Origin of the sequence: Pseudomonas sp. HY7a-MNA-CIBAN-0227, from assembly GCF_040310325.1 — a bacterium.
Lineage (GTDB): Bacteria > Pseudomonadota > Gammaproteobacteria > Pseudomonadales > Pseudomonadaceae > Aquipseudomonas.
This window is the reverse complement of sequence record NZ_JBEOPT010000021.1, coordinates 71,723-85,252: the sequence shown is the minus strand read 5'-3', so window position 1 is coordinate 85,252 and position 13,530 is coordinate 71,723. Positions and strand designations below refer to the sequence as shown.

The window sequence follows — 13,530 nt, the reverse complement described above, 5'->3', positions numbered from 1 at the left end:
CATGTGAGAGTAGGTCATCGTCAAGATTAAATTCCGAAACCCCATTTGCGAAAGCAGATGGGGTTTTGTTTTGGGCGCTCGAAAAGTATGAGCGAGCGCCTGCCATATGTTCTCCTATCTGAGCTTCGGCACTTGGAGCCAGTGCTTGGGGTTACTGCGCGATGGATTCCAGGTAGGCACGCTCGATTTCTTCGCGACGCCAGTGGCCGATCACCAACGCCTTGGCAATCGTACGCAAAAAGGCCCGCGCGCCCTCAGTTAGAATCGCTCGGTTTTCTGCAGCAGACGGACAAAGGTGTCCTAAGTCAAGTCGGCCGCATCCGCGGCATTGTCCAATCAACTACGCAGCCAACCGTAGTGGTTGCTGTAAAGCGTCTGTACTGCACACTCGAGAGATGGCATTGACAAAGGGCTGGTCAGTGTCCCGAGCCGCTACTATTGGTCGGTTTCTCACATTAAAAGAGGATGTATCTCGCAAATCCTTAAGTTTTATCCGGATGAGGCCGAAAGCCTGATGAGCCATGCGTGCACCGAAATAGAGTGGTCGAAGAGTCCGCCTATACCGTTACATGGAAAGTTGCATCCAGCACGCCCACTCACTTTTGGCAAAAAGAAGTCGATGAAATGAATCTCAAATTCAGTCATAAAATTCTGTTGGCCGCGTCAGGCGTTGTGGTTCTGGCCTTCGCGTTATTCACGCTGTACAACGACTATCTGCAACGCAGCACCATCAAACAAAATCTGGAGTCGTCCATCCAGCAGTCAGGCGATCTGACGGCCAGCAGCGTGCAGAACTGGCTCAGTGGTCGGGTGCTGGTCTTGGAAACTCTTGCGCAAAACATCGCCTATCAAGGCAGCGGTGCCGACCTGCCAGGATTGGTCGATCAATCGGCTTTCACGTCGAATTTCCAGTACACCTACGTTGGCCAAACCAATGGCGTCTTCACCCAGCGTCCTGACGAGAAAATGCCGGAGGGTTACGATCCGCGTCAGCGCGCCTGGTACAAGCAAGCGGTCGCCGCGGACAAGACCATGCTCACGCCGCCCTATATGGATATAGCCGGTGTGGGTGGCTTGATCGTTACCATCGCCATGCCGGTCAAGAAGCACGGTGAACTGCTCGGTGTGGTAGCCGGTGACTTGAGCCTGCAAACCCTGGTGAAGATCATCAACTCGGTGGACTTCGGCGGTATCGGTCATGCGTTTCTGGTTAGCGGCGACGGTCAGGTCATCGCCAGCCCGGACCAGGACCAGGTGATGAAAAATCTCAAGGACATCTACCCAGGTACCAATGTCCGCATCGAGAAGGTCAATCAGGATGTGCTCCTCAAGGGACAGGATCGAATTCTGTCGTTTACCCCGATCAGCGACTTGCCGAATGCAGACTGGTACATCGGTCTGTCGATTGACAAAGATAAAGCCTACGCACAGCTGGGTAAATTCCGTACGTCTGCCTTGATCGCTATGTTCATCGCTGTCACGGCGATTGCCGTTCTATTGAGCTTGCTGATCCAGGTGTTGATGCGCCCGCTGACCACCATGGGCCGCGCCATGCAGGATATCGCCCAGGGCGAGGGTGATTTGACCCGACGCCTGGCCGTAGAAAGCAAAGACGAATTTGGTGAACTGGGCAGCGCCTTCAACCAGTTCGTCGAGCGAATTCACGCATCGATTTCCGAAGTTTCCTCGGCGACGCGTCAAGTGAATGATCTGTCCCAGCGAGTAATGGCATCATCCAACGCATCGATTATCGGTTCTGATGAACAGAGTGCTCGCACCAACAGTGTGGCTGCTGCGATTAACGAACTGGGTGCCGCCACTCAGGAAATCGCCCGCAACGCCGCCGATGCATCGCAACACGCCAGCAGTGCCAGCGAGCAAGCGGATGACGGTCGCAAAGTGGTGGAAAAAACCATTCTGGCAATGTCGGAGTTGTCGCAGAAAATCAGCCTGTCCTGCACCCAGATTGAAAACCTGAATGCCAGCACCGATAACATTGGCCACATTCTTGACGTGATCAAAGGTATCTCCCAGCAAACCAACCTGCTGGCCCTCAACGCCGCGATTGAAGCGGCACGGGCCGGAGAAGCCGGTCGCGGTTTTGCAGTGGTTGCCGATGAAGTACGCAACCTGGCTCACCGGACCCAGGAGTCGGCAGAAGAGATCCACAAGATGATCACCTCGTTGCAGATCGGTTCGCGCGAGGCGGTGACGACGATGAATGCCAGCCAAGTCTCCAGCGAAGAAAGTGTCGAGGTGGCCAACCAGGCCGGCGCACGCCTAGTCAGCGTGACCCAGCGGATTGTCGAGATCGACGGGATGAACCAGTCGGTAGCGGCGGCCACCGAGGAACAGACCGCCGTGGTGGAAACCCTCAACGTCGACATCAACCAAATCAACATGCTGAACCAGCAGGGCGTCGTCAACCTCAACGAAACCTTGAAAGACTGTGATGCACTCTCGCAACAAGCCAGCCGTTTGAAGCAGTTGGTTGATAGCTTCAAGATCTGACATTCGTTCTGCAAGGCGCTGGATAAGACGTTGTGGTGATGGGGCAAGCCCGCTCACTCGTCAATATTAGATTCCGAAACCCCACTTGCGAAAGTAAATGGGGTTTTGTTTTGGGCGCTCGGAAAGTACGAGCGAGCGCCTACCAGTCGCCTTCAATACTAAAGCCCATCCCTCGATTTTGCTTTTCCCAAGGAAGCCGTTATGCCGGATGCGATGCCCCCCCATCCAACCCGAGCATGATATTCTGCACGCCATCTTGGTCTATCCTTTCTTCCATTCGTGCATCCGTACACGCATGGCAGGATGGCTGTCGCCGAGGTAGCTGAAGCCAATAATGATAAGAAGTCAGCGCAGAAGGGACATAAAAGTGAGGTCGATACGTCGGCCTTGTGTGCCCACCCTTCAGTCCTTATGAATGCGGGAACCTGCGGTGCGTTGCCTGGCGCAGCGCGAATCCAGGTTGCCGGATGATGCGGGGCTGTAGGGCGGATGGCGTTTTATCATAGGTGCTACGATGTTCAAGAAAGTAAACACTGCCCTGTTGGGGCTGGCTTTGTCGATGGGGATCACGTCTGTTCACGCGGAAGAGGCAAAGAAGGTCGATGTGCTGCTGATTGGCGGCGGCATCATGAGTGCGACCCTCGGTGTCTGGCTCAATGAGTTGGAACCGAATTGGTCGATGGAGATGGTCGAGCGCCTCGATGGGGTTGCCGAAGAAAGCTCCAACGGCTGGAACAACGCCGGTACCGGTCACTCGGCTTTGGCTGAGCTGAACTACACCCCGGAAGACAAGAATGGCAACGTTGAAATCCCGAAAGCGGTCGAGATCAACGAAGCATTCCAGATCTCCCGTCAGTTCTGGTCCTGGCAGGTTCAGCAGGGCGTTCTGAAGAACCCGCGTTCGTTCATCAACTCCACTCCGCACATGAGCTTTGTGTGGGGCGATGACAACATCAAGTTCCTCAAGAAGCGTTATGAAGCACTGCAGGCGAGCCCATTGTTCGCGGGCATGGAATACTCCGAAGACCCGGTGCAGATCAAGAAATGGGTTCCGCTGATGATGGAAGGGCGTGACCCTAGCCAGAAAATCGCGGCCACCTGGACTCCGATCGGTACAGACGTGAACTTTGGCGAGATCACCCGTCAGTTTGTTGCTCACCTGCAAACTACGCCGAAGTTCGATCTGAAGCTGTCGAGCGAAGTGCAAGACATCACCAAGAATGACGATGGCTCCTGGCGCGTCAGCTACAAGAACCTGAAAGACGGCACCAAGACCGAAACCGACGCCAAGTTCGTGTTCATCGGTGCGGGCGGCGGTGCACTGCACCTGCTGCAGAAATCGGGCATTCCGGAAGCACGTGAATACGCCGGTTTCCCCGTTGGTGGTTCGTTCCTGGTGACCGAGAACCCGACCATCGCCGAGCAGCATTTAGCCAAGGCCTACGGTAAAGCCTCCGTTGGCGCACCGCCGATGTCGGTTCCGCACCTGGACACTCGCGTGCTGGATGGCAAGCGCGTAATCCTGTTTGGTCCATTCGCCACCTTCTCCACCAAGTTCCTGAAAGAAGGCTCGTACTTCGACCTGCTGACCAGCACCACCACCCACAACATCTGGCCGATGACCAAGGTGGGCATTGAGCAGTACCCGCTGGTTGAGTACCTCGCTGGTCAACTGATGCAGTCGGACGACGACCGCTTCAAGGCGCTGCAAGAGTACTTCCCGAACGCCAAGAAAGAAGACTGGCGTCTGTGGCAAGCTGGTCAACGCGTGCAGATCATCAAGCGTGACGAAGAGAAGGGCGGCGTCCTGAAGCTCGGTACCGAAGTGGTCAGCTCCGCTGACAACAGCCTTGCAGGCTTGTTGGGTGCATCGCCAGGCGCGTCGACTGCGGCTCCGATCATGCTGACCGTGCTGCAGAAAGTGTTCAAGGACAAGGTTGCGTCCCCGGCCTGGCAGGAAAAGCTGCACCAGATCGTGCCGAGCTACGGTACTCAGCTGAATGGTAGTTCTGAGCGTGTTGCTGAAGAATGGGCCTACACCGCCAAGGTTCTGCAACTGACGCCTCCGCCAGCGATTCCTCAGAGGGCTGCTCCGAAAGCCACTGAGGCTGCAAAGCCTGCGGCCGAGCCGAGCAAGCCAGCGGCTGATATCGCACTGTAAGAGGTTGGTGAGGTCCTGAGTCAGGGCCGAACCGATACCAAAAACCCGCTGAGCCAGTAGCCGGTCAGCGGTTTTTTTTGTGGGCGCGGTTCAGGTGCATTTCGGCAAACGTTAGGATCAGACGCTAAACTCATCTTTAACTTGCCCGTTCAACGGCAGCGCCAGCAGGATGCTGAAACGGAGGGCTGGTCAGTAATTTTTTGGGTACATAATTTGTTCGCCTCACCTGCCATGAGCGCATCGCTCATATTGGTTTTTTCGTTCCTAGCAAACGCATTTCCTTCAAAAGCGCCGCGCCCAGTTGTTCGGTGCCCAGCTCCTTGTAACCCACAGCCTTGATATCGCCGTTTTCTTCCGCCTGGATGATGATTACCGGCGTCTCTTTCCCAGTGCCTTCTTTAATGTGCATGGCGTACTGGGGAATATCCAGCTTGATGGGCGTACCTGCTGCCTTGCCCTTGACGTTAATCAGAAACGCCGCACAGCCGCTATCGACATCTGCGTTGGTGGCAGAACGACCGCTGACGAAACAGGTGTCGGGCAGCTCGGGCCAGGCGATGGCTTCGGCAAAGGCCAGGGTGGGCGTCAATGCCAAAGTAGCGAGAAGAAGCGTGCGCACGTTTGTCTTTCTCTAGATAAGGTCTGTAGCAGCAGGTTTTACCAAAGCGTGAGCGTCACTGCAACGCTGTGGCTCAGGTCAGCCGTTGCATGCCGGTGGTCTTGGCTGCGTTGAATTAGGGTAAGGAGTTACGGTGGACCCGATCCATTGGTCCATAGGTCGCTCATCGAGGGCAAGCCACCACCTGTTGCAAGTGCTCCCACAACGCGGCTACATGCTCGCGCTCAGTGGTCAGCGCGCCAATGGACACCCGCACCATCCAACGCCCGTGCAAGGTCGCCGGCGTCACATAAGCCACCCCCGACTGATTGAGCCGACTGGCCCACGGCATGCCTGGGTCAGTCGCCGGGAATGCCGTAGCGCCACAGGTGGATGCTCAGGGAAGAAAATGAAGAGGACATATCAGTTCTTCCCCGGCATCAGCATCACTGAACGACGCGATAACACGGCACATACGCCGCGCCACCCGGCAACTTCATCCGGTGCTGCTCCACAAACGCCTGCAACAACTCATCCAGTGGTTTCATGATCTCCGGGTCGCCGTGAATCTCGTACGGCCCATTCTGCTCGATCAAGCGGATGCCCTTGTCCTTGACGTTGCCGGCCACGATCCCGGAGAACGCCCGGCGCAGGTTGGCCGCCAGTTCATGAGGGGGCAGGGCGTGGTTCAACTGCAGGCTGGCCATGTTTTCGTGGGTTGGGTCGAACGGGCGCTGGAAGCCTTCGTCGATTTTCAGCAGCCAGTTGAAGTGGAACGCATCATTGCGCTCACGGCGGAACTGCTTGACCGTCTTCAACCCGGCAGTCATCTGGCGGGCCACTTCGGCCGGGTCGTCGATGATGATCTGGTAGTGAGCCTGGGCCGCTTCGCCCAAGGTTGCGCCGACAAAGGCGTGCAACTGTTGCAGGTACGGCGCGGCGTGTTTCGGCCCGGTGAGGATCACCGGGAACGGCACATCGCGGTTGTCCGGGTGCATCAGGATGCCCAGCAGGTACAGGAACTCTTCAGCTGTACCGGCACCGCCCGGGAAGATGATGATGCCGTGGCCGACTCGCACGAAGGCTTCCAGGCGCTTTTCGATGTCCGGCAGAATCACCAGCTCGTTGACGATAGGGTTCGGCGCTTCGGCGGCGATGATGCCCGGCTCGGTCAGGCCCAGGTAGCGCCCGCCGGTGATGCGTTGTTTGGCGTGGGAAATAGTCGCGCCCTTCATCGGGCCTTTCATCACGCCAGGGCCGCAACCGGTGCACACGTCGAGGCTACGCAGGCCCAGTTCATGGCCGACTTTCTTGGTGTATTTGTATTCTTCGGTATTGATCGAGTGCCCGCCCCAGCACACCACAATCTTCGGCTCGACACCGGGGCGCAGGGTGCGGGCGTTGCGCAGCAGGTGGAACACGTAGTCGGTGATGCCCTGGGAGTTGCTCAGGTCGATGCGCTGGCTGTCCAGTTCGTTCTCGGTGTAGACGATGTCCCGCAGGGCGCTGAACAACATCTCACGGGTGCTGGCGATCATTTCGCCATCGACGAAGGCATCGGCCGGCGCGTTCAGCAGCTCCAGGCGTACGCCACGATCCTGCTGGTGGATGCGGACTTCGAAATCCTGATAGGCGTCGAGGATGGTCTTGGCATTGTCGATATGGGCGCCGGTATTGAGGATTGCCAGGGCGCACTGGCGGAACAGGGTGTAGATACTGCCGGAACCTGCTTCACTGAGCTGCTGGACTTCACGCTGGGACAGTGTTTCGAGGCTGCCTTTGGGGCTTACGGACGCGTTGATGACTTGACGTTGGGGCATTCTGATTCCCTGAAAGCGCTGCCACCGGACCGCGGACAGCCAGTGGCATGAGGATGATGAGCGCCGATTAGGTCGCATTGGACTGGCATTTTCTCCGGCTCAGCGGCCGGACGCAAACACCGTCGCCCTTCATCATGCCGCAGAACTTACTGAATCAGCTTCCAGTTCTTGTAGAAAAACCGCCGCAGGGTAAAGACCACACCGGCAAAGCCCGCAATCAGGCCTCTGAGGACGAATGGGAGGAGTGAAGGCCGGACGATATCAATGAACAGGCAATAGCGCTTGGCATCGTTTTTATTGAAAGACGCGTGCATCAGCGTGTCATCGAAAATGAACAGCGGGTCGTCATGCCAATAGTGCTTGTGCTTGCCCACTTGAATGTAGACCCCCTCGTGGTGGGGCGCCGGAGCCATGTTGTACAACACCCGGTACATCAGGCGCAGGGGACCGAAGTGAAACGAGGTGGAGCGGTTTTCATTGAACACCGACACCCCGATGGTTTTGACGTAGGGCAGTTTTTCCTTGAGCGATGCAATGTCCAGAGTGGTTTCGATTGGGCGTCCGTACCACTGAAAAAACAGCATGCCGCGTTTCTTCTCGGCCATGCGTGCGTCCAGGTACTCGATGATTTCATCCTTGTGAGCCATGGCGTTGTCGATCACCTGTTGCAGATCCTCGCGCCAGGCCGGCGGCAGGTCGTGCATTTTGTAGATATGGCGATTGGGTTTGCTCAATACGTCGAACAAGGTGTTGAACGGTGCTAATAGCCAGGTATTACGGCCGCTGCCTATAAAATATTTTTTGATGGTTGTGCGGTCGTACAGGCCGTTGCGCAGGAAATCATAGAGACCACAGAGCACCACCAGGCCCAGGAACACCAAGGTAGTCTGGGGGAAGATGTCGATAATCAACAAGACGCCGAGTACCCAGGCGATCGAGACCAGTTTTTTGCGGATAGCAGGCTTATTCATGAAACTCAGCTCCAGCTGGACGCCATTCGACAGGTCCAAATCCATGGATGCGAGTGGTGGTATTTTGAAACATATTGAAACAATCCCGTCATAATAAGACGTTAGCTGCCGGATAGGCGTTTTAAATCTTTCAAATGTGCGAAAGCCACCTACAGTTTTTACGTTTGGCCATCCTCCAGACGGCGTCCCCGAACTGCGGTGAATTGGATTTTGTGAACAGAAGAATTGCGACTATCGTGACGCTTCGGTTTTCCGTGCGTCATAGACCAGAACGATTGAAGCTGTAATGGCCACCATTGGCCTTCGGCACCTTGGAAGAGGCAGAATTTTTATGATCATCAAACCGCGGGTTCGTGGGTTTATCTGTGTAACGGCCCACCCTGTTGGCTGCGAAGCGAACGTCAAGCAACAGATTGACTACGTAACTGAACACGGCGCCATCGAAGGTGGCCCGAAAAAGGTTCTGGTTCTCGGGGCTTCCACCGGCTACGGCCTGGCCGCGCGCATCAGCGCCGCCTTTGGCTGCGGCGCCGACACCCTTGGCGTGTTTTTTGAGAAAGAAGGCGAAGAGGGCAAGCTCAGCTCTGCCGGCTGGTACAACAGCGCCGCTGTCCACAAGTTTGCTAAAGAGAAAGGCCTCTACGCCAAGAGCATCAATGGCGACGCCTTTTCCGACGAGATCAAGCGCCTGACCATCGAAACCATCAAGAAAGACCTGGGTAAGATCGACCTGGTGGTCTACAGCCTGGCCGCGCCACGCCGCACCGACCCACAAGGCGTGGTGCACACCTCCACCCTGAAACCGATTGGCAAGTCCGTGACCCTGCGTGGCATCAACACCGACAAGGGCGTCGTCGTCGACACCACCCTGGAGCCAGCTACCCAGGAAGAAATCGACGGCACCGTGAAGGTCATGGGTGGTGAAGACTGGCAGCTGTGGATCGATGCCCTGCGTGAAGCCGACGTGTTGGCCGAAGGCGCCAAGACCACTGCGTTCACCTACTTGGGCGAAAAGCTGACCCAGGATATCTACTGGAATGGCTCCATCGGCGAAGCCAAGAAAGACCTGGACAAGAAAGTCCTGACCCTGCGCGAAAACCTCGCAGCACTCAAGGGCGACGCCCGTGTGTCGGTGCTCAAGGCCGTGGTCACCCAGGCCAGTTCGGCGATCCCGATCATGCCGCTGTACCTGTCGCTGCTGTTCAAGGTAATGAAAGAACAGGGCAGCCACGAAGGTTGCATCGAGCAGGTCTACGGCTTGTTCAAGGACAGCCTGTATGGCAAAGAGCCCAAGCTCGACGCCGACGGCCGCCTGCGTGCCGACCTCAAGGAACTGGAGCCGAAAGTACAGGATGCCGTTGCGGCACTGTGGAATCAGGTCTCTGACGACAACGTCAATGAGATCAGCGACTTTGCCGGTTACAAGGCTGAGTTCCTGCGCCTGTTCGGTTTCGAGATCGAAGGCGTGGACTACGACGCTGACGTCAATCCGACGGTGAAGCTCGAAGGTCTGGTTCAGGCTTAAGCAACACGTAATACAACGGCCTCTTCGCCTTGGGCGGGAGGCCGTTTTTTTTGCAACATCGTTCGATGTTGTGCCTTCCTGGTTGTGAAACTCCCAAGTGATCCTGTATCTCTAGCGGCCTGACTCACCTCACGCTAACGGAGATTTCCCGATGACGATTCGCGCAGTGGTCTTTGATTTTGGCGGTGTCTTGTTCGATTGGAGCCCGCAGCACCTGTACCGCCAACTGATTACCGATGAGCGCGAGCGCCAGTGGTTTCTCGACACGGTCTGCACCCAGGCCTGGAATACCGAGCAGGACGCCGGGCGCACCCTGGCTGAAGCAACACGCACGCTGATCGCCGAGCATCCGCAACATGAGTCTTTGATCCAGGCTTATTACGACCGCTGGCACGAAATGCTGCGTGGCCCGCTGTCCGGGGGCGTAGCGATACTGGAGGCGTTGCATGAGGCAAAAATGCCGTTGTTCGGATTGACCAACTGGTCAGCCGAAACCTTCCCGTATGCCCGAGCCAACTATTCCTTCCTGCAGTATTTTCGCGACATCGTGGTGTCCGGCGAAGTGAAGCTTATCAAGCCCGATGCCGCGATCTACCACGCCAGCCTTGCTCAGGTTCGCGCCCATCTGACAGACATCAAACCCGATGAAGTGGTGTTTATCGATGACGTGGCCGGCAATATCGAGGCGGCTATTGCCCTTGGCTGGCAGGGGATTCACCACGTATCCGCCGAACACACCGGTGAACGTTTGCGCGCATTGGGTGTGAGCTTCTAGCGCGCCCACAGCTCCATCACGAAGTCGACGAAGGCCCGCAGCTTGGGCAGGCGATAGCGGTCCTGGGCGTACAGCAGATGCATCGGCCGGAAGGGCGGCTGATAGCCTGGCAGTAACGCAATCAGTTTGCCCGCCCTCAGGTCAGGGTCGACCAGGGCGTCGGGCAGCATGACGATACCCATGCCTTCTACTGCCGCGCGGTGCAAGGCCTGGGAACTGTTGACGGTCATGGGGCCGGACACGGCGATTTCGATTTCTCCCTCTGGGCCGTGCAGGCGCCATTGTTTGTCGGCGTTGCGCCAATCGTCGGTCGAGGGGTAGGCAAATGCCAAGCAATCATGCTGTTGCAAATCCTGCGCAGTGTGCGGAGTACCCCGGCGCGCCAGGTAACCTGGTGAGGCGCACAGGGTCATGGTGTAGTTCTGCAACGGCCGAGCGATCAGGCTGGAGGGCTGCAATTCACCGAGGCGGATCGCTGCATCGAAACCGCTGTCGATCAGGTCCATCGACTGGTTGCTCAACACCACATATAACTGGATCTGCGGATAACGCCGGGAAAACTCGCTCAGCGCCGGTGCCAGGCGCTCGGCGCCGAACGCAGGCGGGGCGGTGATCCGCAACAGGCCCTTGGGGGCTTCACTGTGAATCTGCTCGGCCAGTTGTTCGGAGTCGGCCACCAGGCCCAGCACTTCCAAACAGCGCTGATAATAGAGTCCGCCGAATTCTGTCAGGCTCTGTTTACGGGTGGTGCGCTTGAGCAGGCTGACACCAAGGCGCTGTTCCAGGGCGCGCAGGTGATTGCCGACCATGGTGGTGGACATCCCACACGACTGCGCTGCCGCTGTCATGCTGCCGCTTTCCACTACCTTGACGTACACCGTCATTGCCTGGAACAGATCCATTATCAAGCCTTGATTTAAAGTGATCGCAGATATTCGCAGTTTATCCAGCTCTGGTGGCTAACGATACTGTAGCCATCACTACGAAGCACTGGAGCCTGATGCCATGACCGCCGCCTGCCTGATGACCACCTATCAACCCTTGGATTTAAGCTTCATCCGCGGCCTGGGTACTCGCCTGTGGGACCAACAGGGGCGTGAATACCTGGACGCGGTGGCCGGTGTAGCGGTGACCAATGTCGGCCATTCCCATCCGCGGCTGGTGGCGGCAATCACCGAGCAGGCAGGGTTGCTGTTGCATACCTCCAACCTCTACAGCATCGACTGGCAGCAGCGCCTGGCTCAGCGCTTGAGCACGCTATCGGGCCTGGATCAGGCGTTCTTCAATAACTCCGGCGCGGAGGCCAATGAGACGGCGTTGAAATTGGCGCGGTTGTATGGCTGGAAAAAAGGCATTGAGCAGCCGCTGGTGGTCGTCATGGACAACGCCTTTCACGGCCGTACCCTGGGCACGATGTCTGCCAGTGACGGGCCGTCGGTGCGGTTGGGGTTCCAGCGTTTGCCGGGGGACTTTATCAAGGTTGGCTTCGGCGATCTGGCCGCCCTGGAGGCGGTGACTCAGGCGTTTGGCGCGCGCATCGTTGCGGTATTGCTGGAGCCGATCCAGGGCGAAAGCGGCGTCCAACTGGCTCCCCCCGGCTACCTGAAAGCCCTGCGGGATCACTGCACCCGGCAAGGTTGGTTGTTGATGCTCGATGAGATCCAGACCGGAATTGGTCGTACCGGCCAGTGGTTCGCCTTCCAGCATGAGGGCATTGTCCCGGACGTCATGACCCTGGCCAAAGGCCTGGGCAACGGTATCCCGATTGGTGCCTGCCTGGCGCGCAAGGCCGTGGCGCAGTTGTTCACTCCCGGTAGTCACGGCAGTACCTTTGGCGGTAACCCGCTGGCTTGTCGCGTCGGTTGCACAGTGCTGGATATTATTGAAGAGCAGGGCTTGCTGGAGAACGCAGCGCTCCAGGGCGAGCGGCTGCTGGCGCGATTGCGGGTGGAGTTGAGTGAGCATCCCCACGTGCTGGCGATTCGGGGGCAGGGCTTGATGATCGGTATCGAGTTGGCCCGTCCTTATCGTGACCTGGCGCTGATCGCCGCGCGCGAGCATGGCCTGCTGATCAATGTGACGCGGGGCAAGATCATCCGCTTACTGCCGCCGTTGACCATTGATGCTAAAGAAGTGGATATGATTGTGCGCACCCTTTCCCGTTGCTTGGCCTGAGAGGAGAGCCTATAGATCATCGCCATTCAACCACTCCTGATTCATCGTATCGGTGTCCCCCAGGTACCCCAGCAACCAGGCCATGGCCGGGGAAAACTTGTTCTGTGCCCAGGCCACGCAGGACGGGCTGGCGGGGAAGGGCCGGGACAGTTGCAGGGCTGCCAGTTCACCGCGCTCGATCAACGGCCGCGCCAGGTGTTCCGGCACCATGCCGACGCACAGGCCATCGCGCAGGCAATCCATGGCGGATGCCCAGTTGGGTACGACTAAACGCCGCTGGTTATCCAGGGTCCAGGTATCGCGCTTGGGCAGGTTGCGCGAGGTATCGGTCATGCACAGCGATGCGAAGGGCCTTAATTGGTCGTCACTGAGCAGGCCTTGCACCTGCGCCAGCGGATGGTGGGCGCTGACCACGCAGAGCCAATTCAACAGTCCCATGTCGCGAAAGGTGAAATGGCTGGCCACCGGCACTGCGCTGGTGGCGCCAATCACGATGTCGGTACGGTCGTCCGCGAGGGCGTCCCACACGCCGTTGTACACCTCGTACTCCAGCAGCAATTCCACGTCTGGAAACTGGCGATAGAAATCCAGCACCAGTTGCCGGCAGCGCTGCTGTTTGACGATGGAATCCACCGCCACTTTCAGTTGCCCGCTCCAGCCGTTAGCCACCTGCTGGCATAGCCTGCGAGTGACGAGCATTTTTTTCATCACGCTACGGGCTTCATCAACAAACAGCTTGCCGGCCGGCGTAAGCTCCACATCTCGATGACGGCGGACGAACAACGGAACCGCCAGCCACTCCTCTAGCTGCCGCACGGTGTAACTGATGGCGGACGGCACGCGATGCAGTTCCTGGGCGGCGGCGCTGAAACTGCCGTGACGGGCTACCGCATCGACGACATCCAGGGAGTATTCGGACCACATGGTAACTGCCTTCAAAAATATTGATAAGAATGTCCAATTATTATCGCTTCACAGGGAAACTGTCAGCTTC

At 57.6% G+C, this 13,530-nt stretch carries 10 protein-coding genes and 2 pseudogenes; 5 read left to right on the top strand and 7 right to left on the bottom strand.

Translation table 11 applies throughout. The features are described from left to right. Positions 1–154: 154 nt before the first annotated feature. A pseudogene (locus tag AAEZ06_RS25005) lies at positions 155–336 on the bottom strand (sigma factor); the annotation flags it as partial. A 288-nt stretch (positions 337–624) separates the two neighbouring features. Between AAEZ06_RS25005 and AAEZ06_RS25000 the strand changes: the two are divergent. Both AAEZ06_RS25000 and mqo read left to right on the top strand, forming a co-directional pair. Next, positions 625–2,511: a methyl-accepting chemotaxis protein gene (locus AAEZ06_RS25000; protein ID WP_350616751.1), complete on the top strand. Its 1,887-nt coding sequence runs from the start codon at positions 625–627 to the stop codon at positions 2,509–2,511. 514 nt (positions 2,512–3,025) lie between these two features. Beyond that, on the top strand, positions 3,026–4,672 hold the full coding sequence (mqo, locus tag AAEZ06_RS24995) for a malate dehydrogenase (quinone) (RefSeq protein ID WP_149413762.1): 1,647 nt from the start codon (positions 3,026–3,028) through the stop codon (positions 4,670–4,672). 244 nt (positions 4,673–4,916) lie between these two features. Here mqo and AAEZ06_RS24990 read toward each other — a convergent pair whose 3' ends face one another. From AAEZ06_RS24990 to AAEZ06_RS24975, 4 genes and pseudogenes are all read right to left on the bottom strand, one after another. Further along, positions 4,917–5,291 carry a hypothetical protein gene (locus AAEZ06_RS24990; RefSeq protein ID WP_133103548.1) on the bottom strand — a complete coding sequence of 125 codons (375 nt, stop codon included), beginning with the start codon at positions 5,289–5,291 and terminating at the stop codon, positions 4,917–4,919. Positions 5,292–5,454: 163 nt separating this feature from the next. Then, positions 5,455–5,616: pseudogene (locus AAEZ06_RS24985) on the bottom strand (aspartate aminotransferase family protein); the annotation flags it as partial. Between the two features lie 100 nt (positions 5,617–5,716). Next, positions 5,717–7,090, bottom strand: coding sequence for a nucleotide 5'-monophosphate nucleosidase PpnN (ppnN, locus tag AAEZ06_RS24980; protein ID WP_149413761.1), 1,374 nt, complete (start codon positions 7,088–7,090; stop codon positions 5,717–5,719). Positions 7,091–7,236: 146 nt separating this feature from the next. Beyond that, positions 7,237–8,061 (bottom strand): aspartyl/asparaginyl beta-hydroxylase domain-containing protein, encoded by an 825-nt coding sequence (locus AAEZ06_RS24975; RefSeq protein ID WP_149413760.1) that lies wholly within the window; start codon positions 8,059–8,061, stop codon positions 7,237–7,239. A 331-nt stretch (positions 8,062–8,392) separates the two neighbouring features. Between AAEZ06_RS24975 and fabV the strand changes: the two genes are divergently transcribed. Further along, the gene (gene fabV, locus AAEZ06_RS24970; RefSeq protein WP_149413759.1) at positions 8,393–9,586 is read left to right on the top strand and encodes an enoyl-ACP reductase FabV; all 1,194 of its coding nucleotides are present in this window, start codon (positions 8,393–8,395) and stop codon (positions 9,584–9,586) included. A 151-nt stretch (positions 9,587–9,737) separates the two neighbouring features. Then, positions 9,738–10,361, top strand: a complete 624-nt coding sequence (locus tag AAEZ06_RS24965) for an HAD family hydrolase (protein ID WP_350616747.1) — start codon at positions 9,738–9,740, stop codon at positions 10,359–10,361. Here the strand turns inward: AAEZ06_RS24965 and AAEZ06_RS24960 are convergent. Then, a complete protein-coding gene (locus AAEZ06_RS24960) occupies positions 10,358–11,263 on the bottom strand; it encodes a LysR family transcriptional regulator (protein WP_149413757.1) in 906 nt (301 codons plus the stop codon). The genes AAEZ06_RS24965 and AAEZ06_RS24960 overlap by 4 nt on opposite strands. Positions 11,264–11,366: 103 nt before the next feature. Here AAEZ06_RS24960 and AAEZ06_RS24955 point away from each other — a divergent pair, with 103 nt between their 5' ends. Next, positions 11,367–12,536, top strand: coding sequence for an aspartate aminotransferase family protein (locus AAEZ06_RS24955; RefSeq protein WP_149413756.1), 1,170 nt, complete (start codon positions 11,367–11,369; stop codon positions 12,534–12,536). A gap of 9 nt (positions 12,537–12,545) precedes the next feature. Here the strand turns inward: AAEZ06_RS24955 and punR are convergent, their stop codons facing one another. Beyond that, on the bottom strand, positions 12,546–13,460 hold the full coding sequence (gene punR / locus AAEZ06_RS24950) for a DNA-binding transcriptional activator PunR (RefSeq protein ID WP_350616744.1): 915 nt from the start codon (positions 13,458–13,460) through the stop codon (positions 12,546–12,548). Between the last annotated feature and the right edge of the window lie 70 nt (positions 13,461–13,530).